The 26,171-nt window shown below is 68.0% G+C and carries 29 protein-coding genes; 4 read left to right on the top strand and 25 right to left on the bottom strand.

The window, feature by feature from the left end:
- Window positions 1-130: 130 nt before the first annotated feature.
- From AC13GF_RS14775 to hisS, 16 genes are all read right to left on the bottom strand, one after another.
- The gene (locus tag AC13GF_RS14775; protein ID WP_483005107.1) at window positions 131-862 is read right to left on the bottom strand and encodes a copper homeostasis protein CutC; all 732 of its coding nucleotides are present in this window, start codon (window positions 860-862) and stop codon (window positions 131-133) included.
- Window positions 859-1,857: a glycosylasparaginase gene (locus AC13GF_RS14770; protein ID WP_478451487.1), complete on the bottom strand. Its 999-nt coding sequence runs from the start codon at window positions 1,855-1,857 to the stop codon at window positions 859-861. The genes AC13GF_RS14775 and AC13GF_RS14770 overlap by 4 nt, the downstream gene beginning before the upstream one ends.
- 51 nt (window positions 1,858-1,908) lie before the next feature.
- Window positions 1,909-2,931 carry a glucokinase gene (locus AC13GF_RS14765; protein WP_483005106.1) on the bottom strand — a complete coding sequence of 341 codons (1,023 nt, stop codon included), beginning with the start codon at window positions 2,929-2,931 and terminating at the stop codon, window positions 1,909-1,911.
- Window positions 2,932-3,015: 84 nt separating this feature from the next.
- Window positions 3,016-3,300 (bottom strand): hypothetical protein, encoded by a 285-nt coding sequence (locus AC13GF_RS14760; RefSeq protein ID WP_005409434.1) that lies wholly within the window; start codon window positions 3,298-3,300, stop codon window positions 3,016-3,018.
- A gap of 35 nt (window positions 3,301-3,335) precedes the next feature.
- Window positions 3,336-4,925, bottom strand: coding sequence for a calcineurin-like phosphoesterase C-terminal domain-containing protein (locus AC13GF_RS14755; RefSeq protein ID WP_483005105.1), 1,590 nt, complete (start codon window positions 4,923-4,925; stop codon window positions 3,336-3,338).
- Between the two features lie 98 nt (window positions 4,926-5,023).
- On the bottom strand, window positions 5,024-5,644 hold the full coding sequence (hisIE, locus tag AC13GF_RS14750; protein ID WP_483005104.1) for a bifunctional phosphoribosyl-AMP cyclohydrolase/phosphoribosyl-ATP diphosphatase HisIE: 621 nt from the start codon (window positions 5,642-5,644) through the stop codon (window positions 5,024-5,026).
- Window positions 5,634-6,410 (bottom strand): imidazole glycerol phosphate synthase subunit HisF, encoded by a 777-nt coding sequence (hisF, locus tag AC13GF_RS14745; RefSeq protein WP_005409431.1) that lies wholly within the window; start codon window positions 6,408-6,410, stop codon window positions 5,634-5,636. Before hisF ends, hisIE begins: the two co-directional genes overlap by 11 nt.
- Window positions 6,404-7,138, bottom strand: coding sequence for a 1-(5-phosphoribosyl)-5-[(5-phosphoribosylamino)methylideneamino]imidazole-4-carboxamide isomerase (gene hisA, locus AC13GF_RS14740; protein WP_110712131.1), 735 nt, complete (start codon window positions 7,136-7,138; stop codon window positions 6,404-6,406). Before hisA ends, hisF begins: the two co-directional genes overlap by 7 nt.
- Complete coding sequence (gene hisH, locus AC13GF_RS14735) at window positions 7,135-7,737, bottom strand: imidazole glycerol phosphate synthase subunit HisH (RefSeq protein ID WP_483005103.1); 603 nt, start codon at window positions 7,735-7,737, stop codon at window positions 7,135-7,137. Before hisH ends, hisA begins: the two co-directional genes overlap by 4 nt.
- Window positions 7,734-8,807, bottom strand: coding sequence for a bifunctional histidinol-phosphatase/imidazoleglycerol-phosphate dehydratase HisB (gene hisB / locus AC13GF_RS14730; protein ID WP_014037008.1), 1,074 nt, complete (start codon window positions 8,805-8,807; stop codon window positions 7,734-7,736). The genes hisH and hisB overlap by 4 nt, the downstream gene beginning before the upstream one ends.
- Window positions 8,804-9,898: a histidinol-phosphate transaminase gene (hisC, locus tag AC13GF_RS14725; RefSeq protein WP_483005102.1), complete on the bottom strand. Its 1,095-nt coding sequence runs from the start codon at window positions 9,896-9,898 to the stop codon at window positions 8,804-8,806. The genes hisB and hisC overlap by 4 nt, the downstream gene beginning before the upstream one ends.
- Window positions 9,895-11,190, bottom strand: coding sequence for a histidinol dehydrogenase (gene hisD / locus AC13GF_RS14720; protein WP_483005101.1), 1,296 nt, complete (start codon window positions 11,188-11,190; stop codon window positions 9,895-9,897). The genes hisC and hisD overlap by 4 nt, the downstream gene beginning before the upstream one ends.
- The gene (gene hisG, locus AC13GF_RS14715; protein ID WP_483005100.1) at window positions 11,187-12,098 is read right to left on the bottom strand and encodes an ATP phosphoribosyltransferase; all 912 of its coding nucleotides are present in this window, start codon (window positions 12,096-12,098) and stop codon (window positions 11,187-11,189) included. Before hisG ends, hisD begins: the two co-directional genes overlap by 4 nt.
- 34 nt (window positions 12,099-12,132) lie before the next feature.
- On the bottom strand, window positions 12,133-12,441 hold the full coding sequence (locus AC13GF_RS14710) for a YerC/YecD family TrpR-related protein (protein ID WP_088025802.1): 309 nt from the start codon (window positions 12,439-12,441) through the stop codon (window positions 12,133-12,135).
- A 413-nt stretch (window positions 12,442-12,854) separates the two neighbouring features.
- Window positions 12,855-13,148 (bottom strand): hypothetical protein, encoded by a 294-nt coding sequence (locus AC13GF_RS14705; protein WP_483005099.1) that lies wholly within the window; start codon window positions 13,146-13,148, stop codon window positions 12,855-12,857.
- A complete protein-coding gene (gene hisS / locus AC13GF_RS14700; RefSeq protein ID WP_483005098.1) occupies window positions 13,148-14,545 on the bottom strand; it encodes a histidine--tRNA ligase in 1,398 nt (465 codons plus the stop codon). Before hisS ends, AC13GF_RS14705 begins: the two co-directional genes overlap by 1 nt.
- 127 nt (window positions 14,546-14,672) lie before the next feature.
- On the opposite strand from hisS, the gene AC13GF_RS14695 reads away from it, so the two are divergent.
- The gene (locus AC13GF_RS14695) at window positions 14,673-15,425 is read left to right on the top strand and encodes a Crp/Fnr family transcriptional regulator (protein ID WP_126928089.1); all 753 of its coding nucleotides are present in this window, start codon (window positions 14,673-14,675) and stop codon (window positions 15,423-15,425) included.
- 102 nt (window positions 15,426-15,527) lie between these two features.
- Here the strand turns inward: AC13GF_RS14695 and thrC are convergent, their stop codons facing one another.
- From thrC to thrA, 3 genes are read right to left on the bottom strand one after another with little or no spacing between them, the layout of a single operon-like run.
- Window positions 15,528-16,814, bottom strand: a complete 1,287-nt coding sequence (thrC, locus tag AC13GF_RS14690) for a threonine synthase (protein ID WP_483005097.1) — start codon at window positions 16,812-16,814, stop codon at window positions 15,528-15,530.
- A gap of 29 nt (window positions 16,815-16,843) precedes the next feature.
- Window positions 16,844-17,758 (bottom strand): homoserine kinase, encoded by a 915-nt coding sequence (locus AC13GF_RS14685; protein WP_483005096.1) that lies wholly within the window; start codon window positions 17,756-17,758, stop codon window positions 16,844-16,846.
- A complete protein-coding gene (thrA, locus tag AC13GF_RS14680; RefSeq protein ID WP_483005095.1) occupies window positions 17,755-20,259 on the bottom strand; it encodes a bifunctional aspartate kinase/homoserine dehydrogenase I in 2,505 nt (834 codons plus the stop codon). The genes AC13GF_RS14685 and thrA overlap by 4 nt, the downstream gene beginning before the upstream one ends.
- A 27-nt stretch (window positions 20,260-20,286) precedes the next feature.
- Between thrA and AC13GF_RS14675 the strand changes: the two genes are divergently transcribed.
- Entirely contained in the window at window positions 20,287-20,583 is a 297-nt protein-coding gene (locus AC13GF_RS14675) for a hypothetical protein (RefSeq protein ID WP_483005094.1), read from the top strand.
- A gap of 33 nt (window positions 20,584-20,616) precedes the next feature.
- Here AC13GF_RS14675 and AC13GF_RS14670 read toward each other — a convergent pair whose 3' ends face one another.
- Complete coding sequence (locus AC13GF_RS14670) at window positions 20,617-21,567, bottom strand: DMT family transporter (RefSeq protein ID WP_483005093.1); 951 nt, start codon at window positions 21,565-21,567, stop codon at window positions 20,617-20,619.
- 171 nt (window positions 21,568-21,738) lie between these two features.
- Window positions 21,739-22,434 (bottom strand): helix-turn-helix domain-containing protein, encoded by a 696-nt coding sequence (locus AC13GF_RS14665; RefSeq protein ID WP_483005092.1) that lies wholly within the window; start codon window positions 22,432-22,434, stop codon window positions 21,739-21,741.
- A gap of 81 nt (window positions 22,435-22,515) precedes the next feature.
- Here AC13GF_RS14665 and AC13GF_RS14660 point away from each other — a divergent pair, with 81 nt between their 5' ends.
- On the top strand, window positions 22,516-23,295 hold the full coding sequence (locus tag AC13GF_RS14660) for a DUF6491 family protein (RefSeq protein WP_483005091.1): 780 nt from the start codon (window positions 22,516-22,518) through the stop codon (window positions 23,293-23,295).
- Here AC13GF_RS14660 and AC13GF_RS14655 read toward each other — a convergent pair.
- The 3 genes from AC13GF_RS14655 to AC13GF_RS14645 all read right to left on the bottom strand — a co-directional run bounded on the left by AC13GF_RS14655 (window position 23,292) and on the right by AC13GF_RS14645 (window position 25,259).
- A complete protein-coding gene (locus AC13GF_RS14655; protein WP_483005090.1) occupies window positions 23,292-24,344 on the bottom strand; it encodes a linear amide C-N hydrolase in 1,053 nt (350 codons plus the stop codon). The genes AC13GF_RS14660 and AC13GF_RS14655 overlap by 4 nt on opposite strands.
- A 67-nt stretch (window positions 24,345-24,411) precedes the next feature.
- Entirely contained in the window at window positions 24,412-24,825 is a 414-nt protein-coding gene (locus AC13GF_RS14650; protein ID WP_126928060.1) for a DUF6691 family protein, read from the bottom strand.
- A complete protein-coding gene (locus AC13GF_RS14645; protein ID WP_483005089.1) occupies window positions 24,822-25,259 on the bottom strand; it encodes a YeeE/YedE family protein in 438 nt (145 codons plus the stop codon). Before AC13GF_RS14645 ends, AC13GF_RS14650 begins: the two co-directional genes overlap by 4 nt.
- Before the next feature lie 86 nt (window positions 25,260-25,345).
- Between AC13GF_RS14645 and AC13GF_RS14640 the strand changes: the two genes are divergently transcribed.
- A complete protein-coding gene (locus tag AC13GF_RS14640) occupies window positions 25,346-25,666 on the top strand; it encodes an ArsR/SmtB family transcription factor (protein ID WP_126928058.1) in 321 nt (106 codons plus the stop codon).
- A 3-nt stretch (window positions 25,667-25,669) separates the two neighbouring features.
- On the opposite strand, the gene AC13GF_RS14635 is transcribed toward AC13GF_RS14640, so the two are convergent.
- Window positions 25,670-26,098, bottom strand: a complete 429-nt coding sequence (locus AC13GF_RS14635; protein ID WP_126928057.1) for a BLUF domain-containing protein — start codon at window positions 26,096-26,098, stop codon at window positions 25,670-25,672.
- Between the last annotated feature and the right edge of the window lie 73 nt (window positions 26,099-26,171).

The raw sequence follows: 26,171 nt of genomic DNA, 5'->3' as shown, positions 1-26,171 counted from the left end.
CCCTGCGTTCCGATGTTTGGCAGACTGACTGGCCATCCGCGCACGTCAGAAACGTCATTTTTCGGCAACGCGTGAGCATCCGGGTGGGGTCAGAGCCCTTCTGCGAAGGGATCCGACCCCGGGCTTGCGATCAGCCGTCCAGCGCCTGCCGTAGTGCGGCCACGGTGGCGGTGGCGGTCTGGCTCCAGTCCGGGTCCAAACCGCGCAGCGCCGGGTTCTGGAACTGCATCGCCGAGCGGCGCAGGCCCTTGGCGGACGCGTGCAATTCGGTGCAGCCGCTCCGCCGCGCAACCACCGCGATGTTGGACGGGCCCAGCCCGGCTCCGGCCATTACCGCAATACGCCCGGCGCCCTGGGTGACCAGTCCCGCCAGCACTTCGGCACCGGCTTCGGCGCTGACCTGACCGCCCGAGGTCAGCACGCGCTGGCAGCCCAGCCCGATCACCTGCTCCAGTGCCGCCGGCAGATCACGGGCGGCGTCGAAGGCGCGGTGGAAGGTCACCTGCAACGGCCCGGCGGCCTGCACCAGTTCGCGGCACAGCGCCACGTCGATGCCGCCCTGCACATCCAGCGCACCGATCACCACGCCATCGCAGCCGAGCGCGCGGCACTGCGCGATGTCACGCAGCATCAGTTCGGTTTCCAGCGCGTCGTAGTGGAAGTCGCCCGGGCGTGGCCGCACCAGCACGAACAGTGGAATTGACAGGCGCTCGCGGGCAATCGCGATGCTGGCGAACGACGGCGTGGTGCCGCCCTCGGCCAGGTTGTCGAACAGCTCGATGCGGTCGGCGCCACCGGCCTGAGCGGCCAGCGCCGAGGCCAGCGAGTTGCTGGCGATTTCCAGAGTGAGCCGCGTGCTCACGTCTGGGTGCTCGTGTAGATCGACGGCGAATCGCGCAGGTCATCCTGGCGCTGCCCATCGCACACGGCGTAGACGAAGCCGCGATGCAGCGCGTATGCGCCCACCTCACCCTGCTTGTTCATGGCCAGGAAGCAGACCTGCAGTGTCTTGCTCGCTTCCGGGCGCTTGCGCACCACGCGGTCGATGGCTTCGCGGCAGGCCTGTGCCGGCGAGCGCCCCTGGCGCATCAGCTCGACCACCAGGAACGAGGCGGCGTTGCGGATCATCTCCTCACCCACGCCCGAGGCGGTGGCCGCCCCCACTTCGTTGTCGACATACAGGCCTGCACCGATGATCGGGCTGTCGCCGACCCGGCCGTGCAGCTTCCAGGCCATGCCGCTGGTGGTGCAGGCACCTGCAAGGTGGCCCTTGGCATCCAGCGCCAGCATGCCGATGGTGTCGTGGTTGTCGCTGTTGCCGGGAATGCCACGGCGCTCGGCATTGATCTGCGGCTGGTACTTCTCGGTCTTCAGCCACTCGCGCCAGGCCGCTTCGGCCTGCGGCGTCAGCAGGTGCTTGCGCTCGAAGCCCTGCTGCACCGCGAACTGCTGCGCGCCCTCGCCCACCAGCAGCACATGCGGGCTGTTCTCCATCACTTTGCGGGCCACCGACACCGGATGCAGGATGTCGACCAGCGCAGCCACCGCACCGCAACGGCCATCGCCATCCATGATGCTCGCGTCCAGGCTCAGCACGCCGTCGCGATCCGGGTTGCCACAATGGCCGACGGTGGGGTTGCACAGCTCGCTCTCGGCCCAGCGTGCGCCTGCTTCCACCGCATCCAGCGCGCTGCCGCCCTGCGCCAGCACCTTCCATGCGGCCTGGTTGGCCGGCACGCCGAAGTCCCAGGTCGAAACCACCTTGGCCCCACCCTGCGTGCGCGCCTGCACGCCCGGCAACGCCGCCATGCCTGCGGCCAGTGCACCGGCCTGCAGGAACTGCCTGCGATCCACCATCTTCCCCTCCCAGTCTGCAATGCACGGCCGGCCCGATGCCGGCCCCGCCGATCAGTCGTGCGTGGGCTGTCGTGCGGCGTGCCAGACCGCTGCACCGAGCACGCCCAGCTGGCCATGCTCCACCCGCCACACCGGCACCTGGCGCAGCACCTCGGTCAGCACGCCCTTGTTGAGGAAGCGCTCACGGAAGCGGCCATCGGCCAGGAAACCCTGCACATGCGCGGAAATACCTCCCGCCAAGTACACCGAGCGCGCACCGACGGCGATCGCTGCGTCGCCGGCCAGGCTGCCCAGCCAGGCACAGAACACCTGCAGCGTTTCCACCGCCAACGCGTCCTCACCGCTGCGGGCGGCACCGATCAGTGCTTCGGTGCTGGTCCACACCGGGGTGGCGCCGCGCAGTTCGCACAGGCACGGATACAGGTTCATCAGGCCGCTGCCGGACAGCACGCGCTCGTTGTCCACGTGCGCCCAGCGCTGCAGCAGCTTGCCCAGCACCTCCAGTTCCAGCGCATTGCCAGCACCGAGTGCGGCATGTCCGATCTCGCTGGCCAGCACCGGGCGCTCGCCATCGGCAAAGCGCAGTGCGGCGCCGAGGCCGGTACCAGCGCCCAGCACCAGCGCCGGGAATGCCTGCGCCGGATCGGCATCGCCGTTCAGCGGCACCAGCGTGTCGGGCTGCAGATAAGGGATGGCCAGCGCCACCGCCTCGAAATCATTGATCAGCTGCAGTTCGCCCAACCCGGACTGCGCGCGGGTGGCCGACAGCGAGACCGTCCATGGCAGGTTGGAATTGATCAGCACATCGCCATCGAGCAGGCCGGCGATGGCTACCACCGCGGTCTGCACCGGCTGGCCAAGGCCTGCGGTGAAATCGGCCAGGATCGCCGCCAGGCTGGAGTGCTCGGCGCAGGCGTAGGTGCGATGGCTGCCCAGCAGCGGCGCCTGGCCGGGTTGGGTTTCAGCCAGCGCGAGGCGGGCAAAGGTGCCGCCGACATCGGCGACCACCAGACGGCGCGGAAGACCGCCGCGGGCGGAGTCGGAGGAAACCGGGGACGCTGCTGCGATGGTCACGCTGGCCTGCTTGGATCGATTGAATCGCCCCGATTCTCAGGCATCGGGGCGGCTTTGCCTAGCACACCGATGGTTCAGGTTGGCCTACATGCCTTCCTGTTCGGCCACCTGCACACCATCCACCAGCACGCGCAGCCGCTGCGGACGGAAACCGGCAAACAGCAGCGGCCGGGTGCGCTCGACCAGCACTTCGTGGCCGGCGATATGGCGCAGCCACGACTGTACCAGCGAGAACGAGAAGTGGGTGCCCGGATGCAGCGGGTGCTGCACCCAGACCTTTTCGGTGGCGCTCTGCAGCAGCATCGCGCCGGTGAACCAATGGCGGCTGAGGGTCACCGGCGTGGTGCCGGCCATGAAGCGGATATCCATGCGGGGTCCTTTCGCTGGAGAGGCCTTGCGGCGTGTCAGGGCTGGGCAGTCTGCAGGCTGTAGCTGGTGCTGGCGGTGAACACCGCTCCGTCGGGCTGGGTGGAGCGAACCTCGACCTTGTGGCTGCCCACGGCCAGATCGGTCGGCAACGCGCCGCGCCACAGGTGCGGCGATGCGGTGGCCTCCGGCGAGCGGTCGTAGCCGCGCAGGTTGTTGGCCAGATCATCGGCCACGTTTTCCACCATCAGGCGCGGATCGGGCTGGCTGACCTGCTTCATCGGCTGCCAGGCGCCGCCATCGACGCGGTACTCGACCACGCTGGCATCCTCACCCATGTAGACGTTGGCATAGATGCCCCACGCCGGGTAGGCCCCCTGGCGCAGCACCTTCGGCGCATGCAGGCCGATCTGCTCGCTGGCCGGTTTGCCGGCCACGCGGTACTGCAGTTTGTAGCTGCCATTGCCAGCCACGTCGAGCAACGCATAGCCCTTCGGGGTGCCATCGCTCATGGTGCTGTCCGGCACGCCAGCGGCGTCCTTCACCCCCGACCAGAACGCACCGCAGTTGGCACCCACGTTGTACTCGTGCAGCGGCTTTTCGCCGTTCCAGCCCTCGGCCTTGCCATGGTAGACATGCTGCTGGGTGTGGCTGTGGCCGCTGAGCACCAGCACGTTGCGGAAGTCCTTCAGCAGGTCGAACAGGCGCTGGCGATCGGCGTGGCGGAAGGTCTCGCGACCCGGCGCCGCGTCGAACAGCGGGATGTGCATGCCCAGCACCAGCAGGCGATCCTTGTGCAGCCCCTTCAGGTAGCTGGCGAGGAAGGCGAACTGGTCTTCGCGCAGGCCGCCGACGTACTTCGGCTTGGCCTTGGGGTCGTACACCACATCGTCGAGGAACACGAAGCTGGCACCGCCCTCTTCCACCGCATAGGTGTCCGGGCCGTAGATGTTGCGCCAGCTGTCCAGCGAATGGTCATCGCTGGCCGCGTCGAAATCGAGGTCATGGTTGCCCGGCACATGGAACCACGGCACGCCAAGTTCGGTGGTGACCTTGTTGATCGCCGGATACAGGGTCAGGTCATCGTTGACGATGTCACCCAGGGTGGTGCCCATGCGCGCCCTGGTCTGACCGACCAGCGGCGCCACGATCGACTGCTGGTAGTAGCCGATGTCCTTCAGGCTGGCGGTCTGCGAATCGGTGAACACCAGCATCTGGAAACCACGGCGGCTGTCATGGCGATCCGACTGCAGGGCGAAATCCCAGTTGCGGGTGACGTCGCTGGTGGCGGCGATGCCGCCGTACTTCAGCGCCGGCGAGCCGTTCGGGCGGTAGTGGCGCCAGAACGAGGGCAGGCCGTCCGCCGCCTTCGGGAACGAATATGCATCGGGCTTGATCACGAACACGGTCTGGCCATCACGCACCGGCAGGCTGTAGCTGCCGTCGGCGGCGGTCTTGACGATGGCCTCGCCGTTGGAGACCTGCACCCCGGCCAGGCCCGGATCGGTCGCGCCGCGCCCCGGCCGGCCGTCACGCTCCAGATAGACCTTGCCGGTGACCACAGTGTCCGCGGCCCAGGCCGGCGAGGTCAGCAACAGGCAGCACAGCCAGGCGGCAGGCAGTTTCATGGGCGGTCCGGGAAAGAAGAAGACCGCCTATTGTAGAGCCGAGCCATGCTCGGCTGCATTGCAAAGGTGGGTGCGGACCGTTGGTCCGCACACCTTCCTCAACGATGGCGCTTTTCCAGCACCGCGCGCGCATCATCCAGCGACAGCCCGCGCGCGCGCAGCAGCACCAGCAGGTGGTACAGCAGGTCCGAGGCCTCGCCCAGCAGCGCCTCGTCATCCTGCGCCACCGCCGCCAGGGCGGTCTCCACGCCCTCCTCGCCCACCTTCTGCGCGATGCGGCGGATGCCGCCATCGAACAGGCTGGTGGTGTAGCTGCCCGGCGGGCGTTGCGCCTCACGCATCGCCACCAGCTGGCCCAGCCCGCCCAGGAAGTCCTTCGGCGCTTGGTCGAAACAGCTCTCGGCTCCGGTATGGCAGGTCGGCCCGGCGGGGCGCGCCATCACCAGCAGCGTATCGGCATCGCAGTCGACGCTGATCGACTGCACCACCAGCACGTTGCCGGACTGCTCGCCCTTGGTCCACAACCGCTGCTTGCTGCGGCTGAAGAAGGTCATGTGACCGATGGCCAGCGTGGCCGCCAGCGATTCCGCGCTGACATAACCGAGCATCAGTACCTGCAGGGTATCGGCATCCTGCACCACCGCCGGCAGCAGGCCGTCGCCCTTGCCCCAGTCCAGCGCCTGCAATGCATCCAATGACGGCCTGATTTCAATAGACATCCCGCACCTCGATCTGCTGTCCGCGCAGGTAGCGCTTCAGTTCAGGAATGGCGATGGCGCCGCTGTGGAACACGCTGGCCGCCAGCGCGCCGTCGACGTCGGCCTGGTCGAAGGCTTCGGCGAAGTGCTCCATCGCACCGGCACCGCCCGAGGCGATCAGCGGCACCTGGCACAGTGCCCGTGCCTGTTGCAGCTGCACGACATCGTAGCCACGGCGTACGCCATCGCTGTCCATGCAGTTCAGCACGATCTCACCAGCGCCCCGTCGTTGCGCCTCGACGATCCAATCCAGGGTGCGCAAAGGCACAGCCTGGGTCTTGTCCGGGTCTCCGCTGAAACGGCGCACCCGCCACTGGCCATCCGCTTCGCGTACCGAGTCGACACCGACCACCACGCATTGCACGCCGAACTCGTCGGCCAGTTCAGTGATCAGTTCGGGACGGCCCAGCGCGGGCGAATTGATCGACACTTTGTCGGCGCCAGCAAACAACACGCGACGCGCGGTTTCCACGCTGTCGATGCCACCGGCCACGCAGAACGGAATGTCGATCAGCCGCGCGATGCGCTCAATCCAGGCAACATCGACCGAACGCGCCTCGGGACTGGCGCCGATGTCATAGAACACCAGTTCGTCCGCCCCCTGGTCGCGATAGCGCTGGGCCAGCTCGGCGATGTCGCCCATGTCGACGTGGTCGCGGAAGCGCACACCCTTGACCACGCGGCCATCGCGCACGTCCAGGCACGGAATGATGCGACGGCTCAACATGCCAGTGCCTCCGCCAGATCCATGCGCTGCTCCAGCAGCGCCTTGCCGAGGATGGCACCGCCGCAGCCGGCAGCACGCGCCTCGGCCACATCGGCCACGTCACGGATGCCACCGGAGGCCTGCACCGCCACGCCCGGCAGCAGCGCCGACAGGTGCTGGTAGAGGCTGATGTTGGGCCCGGCCAGCATGCCGTCGCGGGCGATGTCGGTACACAACAGGTGGCGCATGCCGGCACGCGCATAACGCTGGGCCAGGTCATCCAGGGTCACGCCGGCGTTCTCGGTCCAGCCATGCACCGGCAGCTGCCATTGGCCCTGGGCATCCTGGCGGGCATCCAGCGCGATGGTGATGCGCTCGGCGCCGAACTCTTCCAGCCAGCCGACCACTTCGTCGGGGCGGCGTACTGCCAGCGAACCCACCACCACGCGGCCGGCGCCGGCATCGAGGATGCGCGCCACGTCGTCGCGGCCGCGCACGCCACCACCGGTCTGCACCTGCAGCGGGGTCTGCGCACGAATGGATGCCAACAGCGGCGCCAGCGTGTAGCCGCCGGCGCGCGCAGCGTCCAGATCGACCAGATGCATCCATTGCGCACCCTGCGCGGCGAAGGCCTGCGCGCGCGGCAATGGATCGTCGCCATAGGAGGTTTCCTGCGCGTAGTCGCCCTGGCGCAGCCGCACCACGCGGCCATCACGGATATCCAGCGCGGGGTAGACGATGAAACTCATGCAGCAGTGCCCTCGAGGAAATTGCACAGCATCAGCGAACCGGTTTCGCCGGAACGTTCGGGATGGAACTGCGCACCGTAGTAACGCCCCTGCTCCACCACGGCGGTGAACAGGCCGCCATGGTCACAGGCAGCGACGGTGTGGGCGTTCAGCGGCGCGGCGTAGCTGTGCACGAAGTAGGCGCTGGCGCGCTCCGGCACGCCGCGCAGCAGCAGCGATTCGCGCAGCGGCAGCAGCCGGTTCCAGCCCATGTGCGGCACGCGGATGCCGCAGGCCGGCACCAGCTTGCGCACCACGCCGGGAATCAGGCCCAGTGTCTCCACACCCGCTTCCTCGGAGCGTTCGAACAGCAGCTGCATGCCGAGGCAGATACCCATCAACGGCACTTCCAGTCGTTGCAACGGCTCCACCAGGCCCTGCGCGTGCAGGCGCTGCATGCCAGGACCGGCGGCGCCGACGCCGGGCAGGATCACCCGCTGCGCACCGACCAGACCGTCCGCATCGCGCACCAGCCGCACCGTCGCGCCCAGGCGCTCCAACGCGTAGCGCACCGAGCCCAGGTTGGCACCACCGGCATCGATCAGCGCGACGTCGCTCACAACGCCCCCTTGGTACTCGGCAGTGCCGTGCCCTGGCGGGCCAATGCCGGGCGCAGTGCGCGCGCCAGTGCCTTGAAGCAGGCCTCAACCTTGTGGTGGTCGTTGTCTCCGCGAACCTGCAGGTTGAGGTTCAGGCCGCTGGCATCGCACAGCGAACGGAAGAAGTGCGGCACCAGCTCGGTCGGCATGTCACCCACCCGCTCGCGCTTGAACTCGCCCTCGAACACGAAATAGGGGCGGCCGCTGAAGTCCAGCGCAGCGCTGGCCAGGGTCTCGTCCATCGGCAGGGTGAAGCCGTAGCGGCCAATGCCGCGCTTGTCGCCCAGCGCCTCACGCAGGGCCTGGCCCAGGGCCAGCCCGGTGTCCTCGATGGTGTGGTGCTCGTCGATGTGCAGGTCACCCTCGGCCTGGATGTCCAGCGCGAAGCCGCCGTGCTTGCCGATCTGCTCCAGCATGTGGTCGAAGAACGGCAGGCCGGTGGCGATGCGCGCATCACCGGCACGGTCCAGATCCAGTTCAACGCGGATCTTCGTCTCTTTCGTATTGCGCTGGACCACGGCGGTACGCGGCGCGTCGGCCAGCGCGTGGGCGATGCCCGGCCAGTCCCACTCGCCACCGAACTGTTCGGTGCGCAGCTGGAAGCCACGGATGTTGAGGTTGTCGGCGAACTGCAGGTCGGTGATGCGGTCGCCGACCATGCCCGAGCGCGCCCAGTCGATGCTGCGGTCCTGCAGGTAGGCGGTCATCAGGCCGATGCCCGGCTTGCGGGTCGGCGCGTTGTCCTGCGGCCAGCTGCAGTCGATCAGCACGTCACGGAAGGTGATGCCCTGGCTCTCGAAGATCTGCAGCATCAGGTCGTTGGGGCCATCGAAGCTGGCGCGCGGGTAGCTGTCGCTGCCGAGGCCATCCTGGTTGGTGACGATCACGAACTGGTAGCCGGCATCCCGCAGCTTCAGCAGCGCCGGGATCACCTGCGGCACGAAGCGCAGCTTCTCGTAGGCGTCGATCTGGAAATCGGACGGCTCCTCGATGAGGGTGCCGTCGCGGTCGATGAACAGAATCGGGGTCATGCTGCGGCCCTCCGCGCCGACAGGGCCGCAAGCACGCGGTCATTCTCTTCGGGGCTGCCGATGCTGATGCGCAGCGCATCACCCAGCTGCGGCGCGGCGCGCTGGTCGCGCACCACCACGCCCGCGGCCAGCAGCGTATCGAACGCGGCCTGGGCATCGGTGAAGCGGACCAGCAGGTAGTTGCCGGCCGAGGCATACACCCGGTGCACGCCAGGCACGCTGGCCAGCGCAGCACGCAGGCGCTCGCGCTCGGCGATGACCGTGGCCACGCGCTCGGCGGTGCGTGCCAGCGCGGCCGGCTGCAGGGCCTGCACGGCCAGCTCGGCACACGGAGTCGGCACCGGATACGGCGCCTGGCAACGGCGCAGCACGGCAATCAGTTCCGGGGCGGCGATCAGCGTTCCAATGCGCGCGGCGGCCAGCGCGTGTGCCTTCGACAGCGTGCGCAGCACCGCCAGGTTGGCGTGGGCGGCCAGCAACGTGGTCGCCGAGGCGCGCTGGGCGTACTCCACGTAGGCCTCATCGACCACCACCAGGGCCTGCCTGCGCAGCGCAACTGCAACCCGTTCGACCTCGTCCAGGGCGATATCACTGCCGGCCGGGTTCGACGGTGCGCACAGGAACACCAGTTTGGCATTGCGCGTCTTGGCGGTGTCGATCACCGCATCCAGGTCGGCGCGCAGGCCGTCCTCGCTGTCCACCAGCGGCACTTCAATCAATGCAGCCCCATGCAGGCGTGCGCAGACGGCATACATGCCGAACACCGGCGGCGTGACCAGCACGCCATCGCGGCCCGGCACGCACAGCGCGCGCACCAGCAGATCAATGGCTTCGTCGCTGCCGCGACCGATCAGCAGCTGCGGTGGCGTCACGCCGTACAGCGCCGCCAGTCCCTCGCGCAATGCCAACGGCTGCGGTTCGGGATAGCGCCGGCTGCTGCCTTCGACATCAGCGGGATTGGCCCAGGCCGACTCATTGGCATTCAACCAGACCTCGCCCTGCACCGCCGCGCTGCGCGCCGAACTGTAGCCAGCGAAGGCCTGCAGGTCCGGGCGCACCAGCGCGAGCACCTCATCGATAGCCGCGCTCATGCCGCTGCCTCCATGCGCAGGGCCACTGCACGCTCGTGCGCATCCAGGCCTTCGGCGCTGGCGATGATGCGTGCGCAGCCCCCGATTGCCGCCAATCCTGCAGCGCTGGCGCTCTGCACGCTAATCAGGTTCTGGAAGCTGGCCACGCTCACACCGCTGTAGGCACGCGCGGCACCGGCGGTGGGCAGTACGTGGTTGGTGCCGCTGCAATAGTCGCCCAGTGCCTCGGGGGTGTAATCCCCCAGAAACACCGAGCCGGCCGCCTGCACCTTGTCCAGCCACACGCGCGGATCACGCAGCGCCAGGATCAGGTGCTCGGGCGCGTAGCGGTTGCTGATCGCGAAGCCTTCGTCCAGCGAATCGACCTGGATCAGGCGCGAGGCCGACAGCGCCTGGCGTGCGATCTGCTGGCGCGGCAGCAGGGCCACCTGGCGCTCCACTTCAGCCTCGACCGCCGCCAGCATCGCGGCATCGTCGGTCAGCAGCAGCACCTGAGAATCCGGGCCGTGCTCGGCCTGCGACAGCAGATCGGCGGCCACGAACGCCGGATTGGCGCCGGCATCGGCAATCACCAGCACTTCGGAGGGGCCGGCCGGCATGTCGATGGCGGCCGCGCCATCCTGTGCGACCTGCTGCTTGGCTTCGGTGACAAAACTGTTGCCCGGCCCGAACAGCTTGTCGCAGGCCGGAATGCTGGTCGTGCCGTAGGCCATCGCGGCGATGGCCTGGGCACCGCCCAGCTTGAACACGCGCTGCACGCCAGTCAGGCGCGCGGCGACCAGCACCGCCGGATCGGCACTGCCATCGGCGCGCGGCGGCGTGCACAGCACCGCCTGCGGGCAGCCGGCCAGCTGCGCAGGAACACCCAGCATCAGCGCGGTGGACGGCAGCGGTGCACTGCCCGCCGGCACATACAGGCCCACCCGGCCGATCGGACGCAGCATGCGTTCGCAGACCACGCCCGGGGCGGTTTCCACCGCATACCCCTGGCCCATGCCGGCGGCGTGGAAGCGCGCGATGCGTTCGGCAGCTTCCACCATCGCCTGGCGCAGTTCGGCCGGCACCGCGGCTTCGGCCGCAGCGAACTCGGCTTCGCTCACTTCAAAGGACGACAGCTCGACACCATCGAAGCGTGCGGTGATCGCACGCAGCGCGTCATCGCCCTGCCCGCGCACCTGTGCAATCAGCGTCGCCACCGCGTCACGGGTCTGCTGCGCCACGGTCTGCACGGGGCGGGTCAGTGCCGCACTGCGCGCGGCCTCATCAAGTCGGGACCAGATCAGACGGTTCATGCCAGTGACCGCTCCACACTCAGTACCATCAGGCCCTGCGCGCCGGCGCGCTCGAGTTCTTCCATGCGCTGCCAGCTCAGTGGGCCCGGACACATGGTCTGCAGGCGCAGCGCGCCGCCATCGGCCGGCAGCCGCACCAGCGGCTCGGCGTCGGCCAGCAGCTGCGCCAGCGCGTCGAGGCGATCCTCGCTGGCACGGAACATCAGCAGCTTGCGGTCCTGGCGCTGCACCACGCCGTCCAGGCGGCGCAGCAGCATCGCGCGCAGCGATGCACGCGCATCATCCGGCACGCGCACCGCACCGGCGAGTACCGCCTCGCTGTCGAGCAGGTTGTACACCGGGGTCAACTGGTTGGCGCGCAAGGTGGCGCCGCTGGAGACCAGATCACAGATCAGGTCGGCGGTACCCAGTCGCGGGGCGATTTCCACCGAACCGGACAGCTCGACCACCTGTGCGTCCACGCCCTGCTCGGCCAGCCACTGCTTGAGGATGGCCGGGTAGCTGGTGGCGATGCGGGTGCCGGCCAGCTGGGCCGGTCCCTGCCACTGCCACTCCTCGGGCACCGCCAGCATCAGCCGGCACTGGCCGAAGCCCAGCCCACGCAATGCCTGGTAGGCATCCGGCAGGCCGATCTGGCGGCGCGCCGCAGCCTGCTCGTCCAGCTCATTGCGGCCGACGATGCCGAGGTCGCAGACGCCGTCGGCGATCAGGCCGGGGATGTCGTCGTCGCGCACCAGCAACAGGTCTACCGGCAGCGACTCGCCGTAGCAGAACAGTTTGTCGCGGCTTTCGCGCCAGCTCAGGCCACAGGCGCTGAGCAGGTTGCGGGCGGGCTCGGCCAGCCGGCCACTCTTCTGAATGGCGATACGCAGCCGGTCTCGTGCCGGCGCTGCCTGGGTTGCACTCATGGGGGAGGTCTCGAAGTTCGGAACGGGGCGCGGATCAGCGCGAAGCAAGGCGGTCGATGGCGGCGGCATAGCCTCGATGGCCATGCTCGAGCGTGCGTGCCACCCGCCCGGTGGTGGTCACGCTGACCCCGGTGCGCTCGTGGATCTCGCGGTACGGCACGCCCTGCTGCAGCAGCGGCACCACCTTCCAGCGGTCGGCCATGGCTTCCAGTTCGGCGGGGGTGCACAGGTCGCGAAGGAAGGCCTCCACCTGCTCCGGCTCGCGCAGGGCGGCAAAGGCCTGGGCCAGGGCTTCCAGGTCGGCCTTCGGGTCTTTGGCGGCAATCTCGGGGCGGGCTTTCACGGGGTCGTTTCCATGCATCAATGTAATAGCGCGTTAGTACATTAGCGCATTCTTGCGCAGTGCGTCAAATCGAGGATTGAGGGGGCGGCAGGGCTGCTGCCCTGCACCCGCAGAGGCAACAGCCAGAGCAACAGCAGAAGCTGGTTTTCTGCAGGTTGGCGGGATGGATCCGGTTGAGGGGGGCGCTGCAAGTACGTCCATGTAAGCTCGGTCGCCGCATCCATGCGGCTCACGCCCCCTCAACCGGACCCACCCCGCCTTCGACAGTTGGCCGCGAGCTGTCAGAACAGCATGGATCGGATCGGAACCGGCTTTTGTAGAGTCGAGCCATGCTCGATTGCGCTTCGTCCGGAAACGAAAAACGCCCACCGAAAGGTGGGCGTTTTTCTTTCAAATCAACAGCCTGACCCGGCTCAGGGCATACAGCGCACCTCGGCCTGCAGCGCCCCGCGCCGCAGGCATTCGCCGAACGGGCTGCCCTGCCGGCTCGGCAGGGACTGGATGTTCTGCAACGCCCCTGCGCCCGCCGGGCACTTCCGCGCCGCCAGGGCTCGCAGGTCACCCTCAAGCTGCGCGCGGTCGATCACATGGCAACGATCGACCTGCAACCTGTACTGCGCCTTCCCGATCCGGGCGCTGTGCAGCGCCGGGTCACTCTGGCAGCCCGCCAGCAGGAGCACGCTCAGCGCCCCTGCGGCGGCCCGCATTACGCCATCGCCTTGGACTGCTCCAGCTCCACCTGCAGAGTGCTGGCCAGCTCGTCACGGGAGACTTCGAACTGCTGCTCGCGCAGCAGGTCCTTCACCGCCACCACGCCGCGTGCCAGTTCGTCCTCACCGGCCAGTACCACGAAGCGGATGCCCGCCTTGGCCGCGTACTGGAACTGCTTGCCGATCTTCTTCGGCTCCATCTGCACTTCGGTGTTGATGCCACCGGCGCGCAGGCGGCGCGCGATGTCCAGCGACTGCGGCATGCCCTGCTCGTCCATCAGGGCCACCAGCGCCTGCACGCTGCTGCCTTCGATGCCATCGATCAGGCCGGCTTCGCGCAGCTGCCAGAACAGGCGCGACAGGCCGATGGAGATGCCCACGCCCGGCAGCTTCGACTTGCTGTAGTGGCTGGCCAGGTCTTCGTAGCGGCCGCCCGAGCAGATCGAGCCGATCTGCGGGTGGTCGGTCAGCGTGGTCTCGTAGACGGTGCCGGTGTAGTAGTCCAGGCCGCGCGCAATGGAGAAGTTCAGGCAGTACGCGGTTTCCGGCACGCCCAGTGCCTGCACCAGCTGCAGCACTTCGCGCAGTTCGGCCACGCCGGTACGCAGGATCTCCGAAGAACCGGCGTCGGCTTCAAGCGCGGCCAGCTGGGCCAGCGCATCGGCATGGCCCTGCGAACGCACGGCCACGAATGCCAGGATCTTCTCGACCTGCTCGGCCGGAATCTCGAAGCCCTCGCCCACCAGCGTCTCGCGCACGTAATCCGCGCCGCGCTTGTCCAGCTTGTCCACTTCGCGCAGAACGGCCAGCTGGCGCTCGCCCTCGGCCACACCCAGGCTTTCGAAGAAGCCGCGCATCAGCTTGCGGTTGTTCAGCTGGATGCTGAAGTCACCGATGCGCAGTTCCGAGAACACGGCGTGGATGACTGCCAGCACTTCGGCGTCGTATCGCACGCTCAGGCTGTCCTTGCCGATCACGTCGATGTCGCACTGGTAGAACTCGCGGAAGCGGCCGCGCTGGGCGCGCTCGCCGCGGTACACGCGCTGCATCTGGTAACGGCGGAACGGGAAGGTCAGTTCGTGTTCGTGCTCGGCCACGTAGCGCGCAAGCGGCACGGTCAGGTCGAAGCGCAGCGCCATTTCCGGCAGCGAACGGTCACCCGATTCGGCGGCGTTGGCCAGCGCACCGGTGGACTGCACGAAATACACCTGGCGCTCGGTCTCACCGCCGGACTTGGTCAACAGCACGTCGGACAGCTCAAACACCGGCGTCTCCACCGGCAGGAACCCGAAGCGCTCGTAGTTGCGGCGGATGACGTCCAGCATGCGCTGGAACGCAATCTGCTCGCGCGGCAGCAGTTCAAGGGTGCCGGGCGGGGTACGGGGCTTGATCACGGGCGGAACTCCTGCTGGAACGGGACGTGGGAGGGGGCGACATTCTAGCGCCCCCGCCTCGGGCAGGGTCGAACGGCCGCTTGAAGTATCATAAGGCCCTCCCCGACCGCGATACGCCCCCCGCAACATGTCACGGCCTTCCGGCGCTCCGCCCACCACCAATGACTCCGCCTCGCCGTCCTGCGTCACGCAGGACTGCCTGCACTGCTCGGTTCGCCACCTGGCGGTGTGCTCGGCGCTGTCGCCCGATGAAGTACAGGCGCTGGAACAGGTCACCGTTTCGCAGCAGGTGACCATGGGCAGCACCCTGGCCCGCACCGGCGAGGAACGCCAGCATGTCTATACATTGACCGGCGGCGCGCTGCGCCTGGTGCGCACCCTGGCCGATGGGCGCCGCCAGATCAACGGCTTCGTGCTGCCTGGCGACTACCTGGGCCTGAGCGGCAGCGACAACCATCGCTACGACATCGAGGCCATCGCCGACAGCCGCGTCTGCCGCGTCGCATTGCCGCAGATGAAGGCACTGCGCAGCCGCTTCCCGCACCTGGAGCGCAAGCTGCTGCAGCGCGCCTGCCAGGAGCTCGATGCCGCACAGGACGCCGCGCTGGCCCTGGCTCGCCTGCAGCCGGCGGAGAAGCTGGCAGATTTCCTGCTGCGCCTGGCCGCACGCGAGGCCAAGCTGGGCGGTGACGGCCTGCGCGTGTCGCTGCCGATGGGTCGTGGCGACATCGCCGACCATCTGGGCCTGACCATGGAAACGGTCAGCCGTACCTTCACCAAACTGCGCCAGCAGGGGCTGATCGCCCTGCCCCACCTGAACGTGGTGGAGATCCTCGACGAGGACGGGCTGCGCATGCTGGCCGGCGAAGGGTTGATCTGACCGCATCGCGGTTCATGGGGTTGCCGGCCAGCGGCCGGCACTACCCGTGTTGCATCCTCCCGGTAGTGCCGGCCGCTGGCCGGCAACCGCATCCATCTCCGATCAACGCAACAACACCTCACGCAACGCCGCGTAATCGGCCGCCAATGGTTCGGCGTGCGCCGGTCGCTGCAGCAGCGCGTCCAACGCCGGCGGCACCGCCACCGGACCACCGATCAACGGCTCGACCACCGCCTCGAACTTGGCCGGATGCGCCGTAGCCACCACCGCCCAGTCGCCCTTGGCTCCGCGCGCACGCAGGTCCTGCAACACCTTCACTGCTGTCGCCGTATGCGGGCAGAACAGCTCACCATTGCTGGCATGTGCCGCCGCAATCGTCGCGCGGATGGTCACGTCATCCACCGCGAACGCGCGGAACGCAGCGCGCAGCTCGGCGTCATCTCCCTGGTAAAGCCAGCGCAGGCGCTCAAAGTTGCTTGGCGCCCCTACGTCCATTGCATTGGCCACGGTGGCCACGCTGGCCTGCGGCTGGTAGTCGCCACCATTGAAGTACGCCGGCAGTACCGCATTGGCATTGGTGGCCAGCACGATCTGCCCGATCGGCACGCCCAGCGCGCGCGCAAGCACGCCCGCCATCGCATTGCCGAGGTTGCCAGTCGGCACCACCAGGTTGAGTCGGCGACGATGCGTCGCGTAATGGGTCAACGCCGCATGCGCGTAATAACTCATCTGCGGCAGCAGGCGGCCGAGGCTGATGCTGTTGGCCGAACTCAACGGCACCTGCGCCTGCAGTGCTCGGTCGGCCAGCGCCTGCTTCACCATCGCCTGGCAGTCGTCGAAGGCACCGGCCACGCGCAGCGCCTGGATGTTGTCGCCGAAGCAGCCGAGCTGATGCGCCTGGCGCGGTGACACGCGGCCATCCGGATACAGCACCACCACGCGCACGCCGGGCTGGCGATGGAACGCCGCAGCAACGGCGGCGCCGGTATCGCCAGACGTGGCGACAACAATCGTCAGATCACGGTCCTTGCCGGCCTGCAGCCGCGACAGTGTTCCGGCCAGGAAGCGCGCACCGATATCCTTGAACGCCGCCGTCGGCCCATGGAACAGCTCCAGCACATGGTCACCGCCGCCCAGTGGACGCAGCGGCACCGGAAAGTCGAACGCCTCGCGGCAGATCGATGGCAGCCCTGCCTCCAGAGCGTCGCCTGCGAAGAACGGTGCCAGCAGATCGGCGGCGGTATCGGCCAGCGTTGCGCCGGCCTGCAGCTCAGGTGGCGCCGGCAGGACCTGCGGAACATACAGCCCACCATCGGGCGCCAATCCTGCAGCGATCGCCGCACTGAGGCCAACAGCCGGGGACCGGCCACGGGTCGAAACAAATTGCATGAGTCGGGTATCCAGTAAAGTGGAAGGATTCAGCACAAGCGGGCTCCCGGTGCATCCAGTGGCGACACCCAGGCATCGCTGTCGAAACCGGCGGCGGCGAATGCCGCCTGCACCGGTGCGGCAGCAGCGCGGGCCTGGTCGGCATCCTCGAACCAGGCGAACACGCTGGGACCGGCACCGGAGATGCCTGCCCCCAACGCCCGTGCCGACAGCGCCGCATCACGGGCTGCCTCGAAACCCGCGATCAGGCCGGCCCGGCGCGGCTCCACCAGCACGTCGCGCAGTCCCGCCCGCACCAGTGCGGCGTCGCTGCGATGGCAGCCACTGAGTACCAGCGCGAGATTCGCACTCTGCGCCACGAATTCACCCAGCGCATAGCTGCCCTGCAGCGCCTGGCGTGCGCGGCGTGTTTCCAGCACCGCATGCGGATGCACCAGCAGGCTGTGCCAGGTCGCCGGCACCGGAATCGGCAGCAACCGATCGGACGTGCACAGTGCAAGCCCTCCCAGCAACAGCGGCCCCACGTTGTCGCCGTGGCGGCCACCGCTGGCCACCGCCTCGCCATCGAGCGCAAACGGATACAGCGCCTCGCGCGACAGCGGCGCATCCAGCAGCGCATTGGCGGCAACCAGCGCAGCGACGCACGACGCTGCCGAACCGCCCATGCCGGAACCGAACGGAATGCCCTTGTCGATCTCCACCGCGAATCCGAAGTCCAGGCCCAGCCCTGCGCGCAGCGACATCAACGCAGCACCCGCGGTGTTTCCAGCCGCATCCAGTGGCAGCTCGACCGCGCTGCCGCGGATCGCCTCGATGCGCACCAGCGGCTCGTCGATGCGGCGCACGCTCACGGTATCGCCAACACCGGCAATGGCGTGACCAAGAATGTCGAAGCCCACCGCTACGTTGGCCACCGAGGCGGGCGCGAACGCACGTGCAATCACAGGCGCGCTCCTTCGCCGGCGGCCACCCGCAGCAGGTCGGCGAACACGCCGGCCGCCGTGACTTCCGGTCCAGCACCCGGCCCCTGCACCACCAGCGGGTTGTCGCAGTAACGGCGGGTGCGGAACTGAACCACGTTGTCGGTCAGCCGCAGGTTGGCAAAGGCGTGGTCGGCGGGCAGTTCCTGCAGGCCCACCGAGGCGCCGTCGGCACCCAGCTTTGCCACGTAGCGCAGCACCGCGCCACGCGCCCGCGCGTCCTGCAGGCGCTGCAGCAGGCTGGCATCGGACTCGCCCAGCCGCGCCATGAAGTCATCCACGCTGCCGTCGCGCAGCAGCGCCGGCACCAGGCTTTCCACCTCTACCTGTTCCAGGCTGAGCGCATGGCCCGCTTCGCGGGCAAGGATCACCAGCTTGCGCGCCACGTCCACGCCGGACAGGTCATCGCGCGGGTCCGGCTCGGTGTAGCCCATCGACCGCGCCTGCGCGACCAGCTGCGAGAACGGCTGGCTGCCATCGAAGCGGTTGAACAGCCAGGCCAGCGTGCCGGAGAAGATACCTTCGATGGCCAGTACCTCGTCACCGGTATCGACCAGATCACGCAGCGTGGTGATCACGGGCAAGCCTGCGCCCACCGTGGCCTCGTAGCGGAAACGCGCACCACTGGCCACCGCCGCGGCGCGGATGCGCTGGTAGCGCGGCAGCGGACCGGCGCCGGCCTGTTTGTTGGGCGTGACCACGTGGATGCCGGCCGCCAGCCAGCCCTCGTAGCGCTCGGCCACCTCGGCACTGCCGCTGCAGTCAATCACCACCGCATGCGGCAGGTGCGCGGCCAGCAGGTGTTCGGTGAAGCGATCCAGATCGCTGGACTCGCCCGCGCCCTGCAATGCCTCCCGCCAGTCGGCGCGCAGGCCATCCACTTCCAGGCGCATGCGCGAACGCGAGGCCAGCGCACGCAGGCGCAGATCCACATTGGCCTTGGCCAGCAGCTGCGGGCGGGCCGCCAACAGCTGATCCAGCAGTGCCGCACCCACGTTGCCCGGCCCGATCACACCGACCGCAAACGTCTGCGGCGACAGCCAGAAGCCGGCATGTGCAGCGCGCAGCGCACGGGTGGCATCGGCACTGTCCACCGCGACCGAGATGTTGCGCTCGGACGAGCCCTGCGCAATCGCCAGGATGTTCACCTGCGCACGCCCCAGTGCCTCGAACAGGCGTGCGGCCACACCCGGCTGGCCAGCCATGCCGTCACCCACTGCCGCCAGCACGCTGACGCCCTCACTGACCTGCACGCGCTGCACCTGGCCCACCGACAATTCGTGCGCGAACGCGTGCAGCAGTGCCTCACGGCCACGCGCTGCTTCGGCGGTGCGCACCACGCAGCAGATCGAATGTTCCGACGAGCCCTGCGAGATCATCACCACCGACACCTGCGCCTGGCGCAGGGCGGCAAACACACGCTCGGCGGTACCGGGCACACCGATCAGACCGGTGCCTTCCAGGTTCAGCAGGGCCAGCCCGGGGCTCAGGGTCAGGCCCTTCACCGGCCCGCGCGGCGAGCGCTCGGCGGAGATGCGCGTACCCGGATGCGCGGGCTGGAAGGTATTGCGGATGAAGATCGGCAGGCCGAGGCGGATTGCCGGCGACATCGTCTGCGGGTGCACCACCTTGGCGCCGAAGTAAGCCAGTTCGCAGGCCTCGTCGTAGCTCAGCGACTCCAGCTGCACCGCCTCGGGCACCAGCCTCGGGTCGGCCGACAGCACGCCGTCGACGTCGGTCCAGATGTGCAGTTCATCGGCATTGAACAGCGCGGCGAAGATCGCGCCGGAGTAGTCGCTGCCGTTGCGGCCGAGCGTGGTGATGCGGTCATCGCGATCACGCGCGACGAATCCGGTGGCAACCAGGCGCGATTGCGGGTGCTGCAGGCGCCACTTGGCCAGGCGGTCTGCACTGGCTTCCCAGTCGACATCCACGCCCAGTTCGCCATGCCCGACCACCAGCACATCACGCGCGTCGAGCACCGCGCAGTCTTCGCCCAATGCACGCAGGTGGGTGCCAAGCAGCTGCGCGGAGAACACTTCGCCCAGCCCCTGCACGCGGTCCAGGACTTCGCGCGGCAGCTCACCGATCACCGCCAGCGCCGCCAGCACTTCGGCCAGCTGCTCGAAACGGGCATCGATCCACTCCACGGTCTCGCCCACCTGCTCGCCCAGCAGGGCCACGGCAGCACCACGATGGCGCGCGCGCAGCGCATGCCAGGCCTCGCGCCAACGCTCGTCGCCGCTGGCCGCCAGCTGCGCCAGTTCAATCAAGGCGTCGGTGACGCCCTTCATCGCCGAGACGACAGTGACCTGCAGCGATTCGGGACGGGCCAGCAGCAGGCCGGCAACATGGCGATAGCGTTCGGCATCGGCCACCGAGGTGCCGCCGAACTTGTGCACGACAGTGGACGGCGCAGCCAGGTCGGCCGGGGCAACGGGATGAGCGGGGGCGTGGGAAGACATGCAGACCTCGGTAGGAGGCCCCGTCGCATGCAGGTGTCGAGTTTCCCCGCCACCTGTATGGTGCGGGGCCGTGGTTTTCGGGAGTTACACGAAGACGACGGGCCGCACCAGGGCAGTGGTGACGGTGGTGGTGGTAATGGTGGTGGTGGCGACCGGCGCAGTCGAACGGCCCGCGGTGGCGGGGGCGATCAGGCTGGCGTGGGCGGCATCAAGAACCATGACGCACAGAAAACACTGTGCGCCGGCCCGCTGTCAAGTGCTGCGACGCAAAAAACCTTTGCCGCGATCATCGGTCAACGTGCCGGCATTTGGTTGCATCTGTGACCAAACCGGCATCAGCACGCTTGACGCGCGCATTCAGCCGGCATGTTCGGCGATCGCCCGCGGCGTGCGGTGGGCATGCGCGCACAGCATCACGCCGGCCACCAGGAACACGATCGCCAGTGCTTCCAGCAGCGAGGGCCAGCGCTGCTGCCAGGCGAAGGCATACGCCAGCGCGAACAGCGTCTCGAACACGATCATCTGGCCGGTCAGGGTCAGCGGCAGCAGGCGGCTGGCGCGGTTCCAGAATGCGTTGCCGAGGATCGAGGCCACCACCGCCACACCGGCGCTGATCGCCCAGAAACCACTCCACTGCGCCGCAGTGTGGCCGCCGGTGTGGCCGATGAAGGCCATCGGCACCAGCAGCAGGGCCAGGCCGCCGGTCGTAACGCCGGTCAGCAGCGACCAGTCGTGGCTGGACAGATCCGGTCGGCGTGCCAGCCAGCGGCTGTTGCCGATCGAGTACAACGCCCACGAGAACAGCGCGCCGAACGCGCACAGCAGGCCGATCAGGCGCTGCCGCCACGGGGTTGCCAGATGCTCGGACATCAGTGCTTCCCAGCCAACCAGTGCTACGCCCAGCACGCACAGGCCGAGTGCCGGCAGCAGCTGCTTCAGTGGTACAGCGCCCTGCTCGCGCACGCCAACCAGGGTTACCACCACCGGAATCAGGCCGACAATCAAGGACGCCGCCGCGCCACCGGCCCACTGCACCGCCGTCGCCAGCATCAGGAAATACACCAGGTTCCCGGCCAGGCTCAGCCACAACAGGCCGATCCATTCGGCGCGGCCCAGCCGCGGCGCCAGCCGCTTCCAGCGCGGCAGCAGCAGGGCCACGGCGATCAGGCCGTAGACCAGATAGCGGCCGGCCGACAGTTGCAGGGCGTTGAACGACTGCAGCACGGCGGGCGCGAGGAAAACCACGCCCCACAGCGCGCCAGCGGCCACGCCATTGGCGATGCCCAGGGCCATCGGGTTGTTGCGCATTCGGGATCTTCGGGGGGAGAAGAGGCCGCGCAGTGTACGCGGTGACCGGTAGGTCGTTCTTGACCGAGGCTACTGCCTTGTCATCTCTGTTCTGTAGAGCCGAGCCAATGCTCGGCTGCGATTGGCCGCTGTGCAGATAAGGGCAGCCGAGCGTGGGCTCGGCTCTACAAGTCAGCCGGTGCCCCTGCGCCACGCTGCGGGGGTCTGGCCACACTCACGACGCAGCGCGCGGGTCAATGCGCTCTGCTCGGAGTAGCCTGCACACAGTGCGATTTCGCTGATCGGCGCGGTGCTGGCACGCAGCTGATGCTTGGCCCAGCGCAGGCGGCACGCACTGAGCCAGGCCTGCGGGCTGAGCCCGAACTCCTGCTGGAACAGGGCGTGCAACCGGCTCTCGCTGACCCCGACGAACGCAGCCATGCGCGCCACCGGCCACGCCTGCCCGGGGTCGGCCTGGACCGCCGCACACAGGCCCTGCATGCGCGCGCCACTGCCAGCAGGTGCAAATACCTGCAGCAACTGCGGCAACAGTGCCGGCATCGGTTGCCCTGCCTGCACACTGGCAAGACGCTGGCGCAGCGCCAATGGCAGGTATAGCCAGCGTTGGCGGCACAGATGCTCCTGCGTGCCGTCATCAAGCACGCCCGGAGGACAGTCAACGATCACGAAACCATTGGGACCATCAGCCATCTGGTCATGCGCTTCGCCAGCGGCAACGAAAGCCCCCTGCAGCAGGTCCAGCCGACCGCCCCGCCCTTCCATCTCGAACTGCAGCTCACCCTGCAGCGGCAGCACCCACTGCGCGTAGTCATGGCGGTCCAGGCCCGTGGCCTGTCCGTAGTGCCGCAGATGGAAGATCGCGCCCATCCGGGCAGTGTGCGCGTGTAACAACGGCCGTGCAAACCGTTGCTATAGTCGATCCGTCATCCAACGCAGGGAGTGCAGGACATGACCCATCAGCAGGCGCCCCTGATGCTCGCCACCAGCCTCGGCCTGGTGCTCGCAGCTTCGGCCTCCGCACAGGAGCGTACGCCACCGGCTCCGCACTGCATGGACGCTGTCGGCGTACAGGAAGTGGAGCAGGCATCACCGCGCTCGATCGCACTGCGCGCCGCCTCCGGCCAGGCCTATCGGATCGACTTCAACGAAGATTGTCCCGGCGTCCGCGGTGCCACTTCGCTGAAACTGGAAGCCCCCGCCGGCTGGGCCTGCGGCCGCCCCAGCGAACGTGTCGTGGTCGACGGCCGCCGATGCACCATCAGCGCGGTCACCCCGCTGCAGGATCGCGACTATGCCAGCGTCGCCCGCGACAGCGACCGCCTGCGCACGGCCACCCTGCCTGCCGTGACCATCCGCGAACGCAAGGAGGTGCGTCGCAGCTTCGGCGGCTCACCGTCCTACTGCTTTGCCACGCGCAACGTGCGTGCCTGGTCATCCGACCCGCAGGGCATGCTGGTGGAGACCAATCCGCACCGCAATGGCGGCCATCGCTACTACCGGGTCGAACTTGGCAGCCACTGCCGGCAGCTCGACCGCGCGCCGCAGCTGAGCTTCCACTCGGGCCTGCAGAATGGCCTGATCTGCGGCAATCCTGGCGATCGGATCATGACCATCGAGTTCGAGACAGACGATCTGCGCGGTGAAAGCATCGCCCCGCTGCCGCAGTACACCCGCGGCAGCTGCGCGATCCAGGCGGTCTACCCGGCCTCCAGCCAGGCGTCGAACTAACCGTCGACGCCGAGGAAGGTGAACGGCGCGCTGGGCACGAACTGGCCCAGTGCATCGCCGGCAAACGTATTGCGCTGGTCCTTGCCAAGGTCGAGCTTGAGCACCTTCCCGCCGAAATCGACCTTGTTCAGATCGACCCAGAAGGTGTTCGGGGTCAATGCCGATTCGAAGAAATACAGCCGCCGCTTGTGGTCGGCCACGGTGCGCCAGCGCGTGGATGAGATGTTCGGCTCACCCGGCGTGGTGATGCCATACGGCACCGACGCGTTGCGGATCACGCTGAACACACTGGCCAAGGCCTCTACCGGATCCTCGGCCTTGGGAATGGCGTTGATGTAGAACGAGGCGCGCGCGAATCGGTCGGCGGAGCGGTTGGTGCCCGGCAGCATCACCGTGCCGCCGATCTGCTGCCAGTAGCTGTTGAGGGCCAGCTGCTGCTCGAAGACCGGTGAGTTGGTCATCACCTGATAGCGCCGGTCATGGTGGATCACCTGGCGACCGCCGATGTACTCGACGATGGCACTGTCGCCGCTGGCATCGGACAGCGACAGGTGCAGCGTCGCCTGCCGATCTTCACCGGGCACCTTGTCGGTGACGATCGAGTACGGCTCGCGCTTCAACGCGGTGACCGCCTCTTCCACGGTAGCGAAGTTGTCCAGCACATACTGCGCCCACAGCGAAATGGCCAGGCCCGGCTTGTTGCCACGCTGCTGCGGATACTCCGATTCGACCAGCCACAGCAGGTTGGCGACCAGGCCCTTTTCGTTCATGCCATCGGTGGTCGATACGTCATAGCCGGTGGCCACCACCGAACCGTAGCGCGCGGTCCACGCCAGCGACTTCGGGCCGGCCTGGCCGCTGCGTGCGATACCGCGCGGCAGCACGTAGAGATTGGTCGCTACATCGACCTTCCAGTCCATCGAGCGCGCGGTGATCACATCGCCGTTGTCGCCCAGGTACACCGCACGCGTGCAGGCCAGCGCCGGTGTTGCTGCTGCGGCCAGTGCGACCGCAAGCAGTGCCGTTTCCTTCCACTTCATCCGTGCCATGTCGTTACGCTCCTTTCCCCGTGATCCATGGATATGACCCCATGCAGGGTGACACAGCGGTGAAGCCTCAGCGAACCACACGATCATGCAGCCAGAAACCTGCAAGCATCGCCGGCACGAACCACAGCGCCTCGCGCGATCCCACCGCCAGCCCGGCGATGGCAGGGCCCGGGCAATAACCTGCCCAGCCCCAGCCGATGCCGAACAACGCCGCGCCCAGCACCAGGCGCAGATCGACACCGCGCGCAGCGGGCAATTGGAAGTGCGTTGCGCAGGAAGGACGCGCGCGCCGCAGCACCCAGCGCTGGCCAACCGCGCTGACCAGCAGTGCAGAGGCCAGCACCCAGGCCAAGGTGGGATCGAAATCGCCGGCGATATCGAGGAAACCGAGGATGCGGCGCGGATCGGTCATGCCGGCCAACGCCAGGCCTGCGCCGAAAAGCGCGCCTGCCGCACCGGCGGCAGCCATCGTGCGGCTCATGCGACGCCTCCGCCGTGACGGATCAGGAATGTGGTCAGCATGGCGCAGGCCATGAACACCAGCACCGCCAGCAGCGACCGCTTTGAGCCGCGGGCCAGGCCGCAGACTCCGTGGCCGCTGGTGCAGCCGTTGCCCAACCGCGTACCGAAGCCGACCAGCAGGCCGGCACCGATCAGCTGCCACGCCGGCAAGGCGTCACGCAGCAGCGTACGCGGGGCTTGTCCTGGCGCGGCCTGCCACCACAGCACCAGCCCTGCCGCGGCAAGCAGGCCGAGCAGGAATGCCCAGCGCCAACCTCGCTCACCTGGCACTGCACGCATACTGCCAGCGGCGATGCCACTGACGCCGGCCACCCGGCCCGTTGTGGCCAGCAACAGCACCGCTGCCGCACCGATCAATGCGCCCCCCGCCACTGCGGCCCACGGCAGGGTCATGACCTGCCTCCGCTCATTCCATTCATTCGCTTGCCTTTTTATTTAGCATTTTCTAAATTAGCTTCTTCTAAATCAAAAGGTCAACCATGGCCCGCACCCCGCTCGACAGCGCCGCCATGGCCGAGCACGCTGCCCAGGCTGCGACGCTGCTCAAAAGCCTGGCCCATCCTGCGCGGCTGCGCGTGCTGTGCCGTCTGGTCGAAGGTGAAGCGCCGGTGCCGGAACTGCAGGCACTGACCGGACTCAGCGCATCCGCGCTGTCACAGCATCTGGCGGTGCTGCGCGAACTGGACATCGTCGCGACGCGGCGCGAAGCGCAGGCCATCCACTACCGCGTGATTGAAGGGCCCGCACTGGGCGTGCTGCAGGCGCTGCATGCCGCCTACTGCGGCGGCACCGCGCGTTGACGCTCAGCCGGCGTGCAGGGCTGGCTGCACGACGTTGTCGAGCAGATCCACCGGCGTCGGCGCGGAGCGATCGCCCTGGAGGGCACGGGTAAAACCCGACCAGTCGCTGGATGACAGCTGGCGCAACAGCGCCTCTTCCACCGGCAACGCGCGCATCGACCAGTATGGAAACTGGCGCTGGCCCAGGCGGCCGCGCGCCAGTTCGATGATGTCGACATGGCTGCCGGCCTGCAGGATGCGCTCGTACACCGAATCGATACCATCCGGCGGACCCTCGATGTACTGCAGGAACCGCCCGCCGTCATGCAGCAGCACACCGGTCACGCCCGCCACCTTGTTGAAGCGGGCTGCATCGTCGACCAGCGTCTGCAACCGTTCAGCGGAAAGATCCGGCAGCGCCTGGCTGACGTAGGCGATGGCACGCAGTGGCATGGTGCTTCCTTGACAAGATGTACACCCACGGTAGCAGTTGCGGACGAGTCCGTCTCAGCACCCGTGGGCGTTT

The sequence above is a fragment of the Stenotrophomonas sp. 22LJNL06-5-1 genome (assembly GCF_056861455.1).
Note: the sequence above shows the minus strand (reverse complement) of the source record. Positions and strands in the feature narration are given on the sequence as shown.

Bases quoted from the DNA above. Each gene is read 5' to 3' on its own strand.
- AC13GF_RS14770 (WP_478451487.1), bottom strand. From the start codon at position 1,857: ATGGTGGATCGCAGGCAGTTCCTGCAGGCCGGTGCACTGGCCGCAGGC.
- AC13GF_RS14760 (WP_005409434.1), bottom strand. From the start codon at position 3,300: ATGGATATCCGCTTCATGGCCGGCACCACGCCGGTGACCCTCAGCCGC.
- AC13GF_RS14755 (WP_483005105.1), bottom strand. From the start codon at position 4,925: ATGAAACTGCCTGCCGCCTGGCTGTGCTGCCTGTTGCTGACCTCGCCG.
- hisIE (WP_483005104.1), bottom strand. From the start codon at position 5,644: ATGTCTATTGAAATCAGGCCGTCATTGGATGCATTGCAGGCGCTGGAC.
- hisF (WP_005409431.1), bottom strand. From the start codon at position 6,410: ATGTTGAGCCGTCGCATCATTCCGTGCCTGGACGTGCGCGATGGCCGC.
- hisA (WP_110712131.1), bottom strand. From the start codon at position 7,138: ATGAGTTTCATCGTCTACCCCGCGCTGGATATCCGTGATGGCCGCGTG.
- hisB (WP_014037008.1), bottom strand. From the start codon at position 8,807: ATGACCCCGATTCTGTTCATCGACCGCGACGGCACCCTCATCGAGGAG.
- hisC (WP_483005102.1), bottom strand. From the start codon at position 9,898: ATGAGCGCGGCTATCGATGAGGTGCTCGCGCTGGTGCGCCCGGACCTG.
- hisD (WP_483005101.1), bottom strand. From the start codon at position 11,190: ATGAACCGTCTGATCTGGTCCCGACTTGATGAGGCCGCGCGCAGTGCG.
- hisG (WP_483005100.1), bottom strand. From the start codon at position 12,098: ATGAGTGCAACCCAGGCAGCGCCGGCACGAGACCGGCTGCGTATCGCC.
- AC13GF_RS14705 (WP_483005099.1), bottom strand. From the start codon at position 13,148: ATGCGGGCCGCCGCAGGGGCGCTGAGCGTGCTCCTGCTGGCGGGCTGC.
- AC13GF_RS14695 (WP_126928089.1), top strand. From the start codon at position 14,673: ATGTCACGGCCTTCCGGCGCTCCGCCCACCACCAATGACTCCGCCTCG.
- thrC (WP_483005097.1), bottom strand. From the start codon at position 16,814: ATGCAATTTGTTTCGACCCGTGGCCGGTCCCCGGCTGTTGGCCTCAGT.
- thrA (WP_483005095.1), bottom strand. From the start codon at position 20,259: ATGTCTTCCCACGCCCCCGCTCATCCCGTTGCCCCGGCCGACCTGGCT.
- AC13GF_RS14675 (WP_483005094.1), top strand. From the start codon at position 20,287: ATGCAGGTGTCGAGTTTCCCCGCCACCTGTATGGTGCGGGGCCGTGGT.
- AC13GF_RS14670 (WP_483005093.1), bottom strand. From the start codon at position 21,567: ATGCGCAACAACCCGATGGCCCTGGGCATCGCCAATGGCGTGGCCGCT.
- AC13GF_RS14665 (WP_483005092.1), bottom strand. From the start codon at position 22,434: ATGGGCGCGATCTTCCATCTGCGGCACTACGGACAGGCCACGGGCCTG.
- AC13GF_RS14660 (WP_483005091.1), top strand. From the start codon at position 22,516: ATGACCCATCAGCAGGCGCCCCTGATGCTCGCCACCAGCCTCGGCCTG.
- AC13GF_RS14655 (WP_483005090.1), bottom strand. From the start codon at position 24,344: ATGGCACGGATGAAGTGGAAGGAAACGGCACTGCTTGCGGTCGCACTG.
- AC13GF_RS14650 (WP_126928060.1), bottom strand. From the start codon at position 24,825: ATGAGCCGCACGATGGCTGCCGCCGGTGCGGCAGGCGCGCTTTTCGGC.
- AC13GF_RS14645 (WP_483005089.1), bottom strand. From the start codon at position 25,259: ATGACCCTGCCGTGGGCCGCAGTGGCGGGGGGCGCATTGATCGGTGCG.
- AC13GF_RS14640 (WP_126928058.1), top strand. From the start codon at position 25,346: ATGGCCCGCACCCCGCTCGACAGCGCCGCCATGGCCGAGCACGCTGCC.
- AC13GF_RS14635 (WP_126928057.1), bottom strand. From the start codon at position 26,098: ATGCCACTGCGTGCCATCGCCTACGTCAGCCAGGCGCTGCCGGATCTT.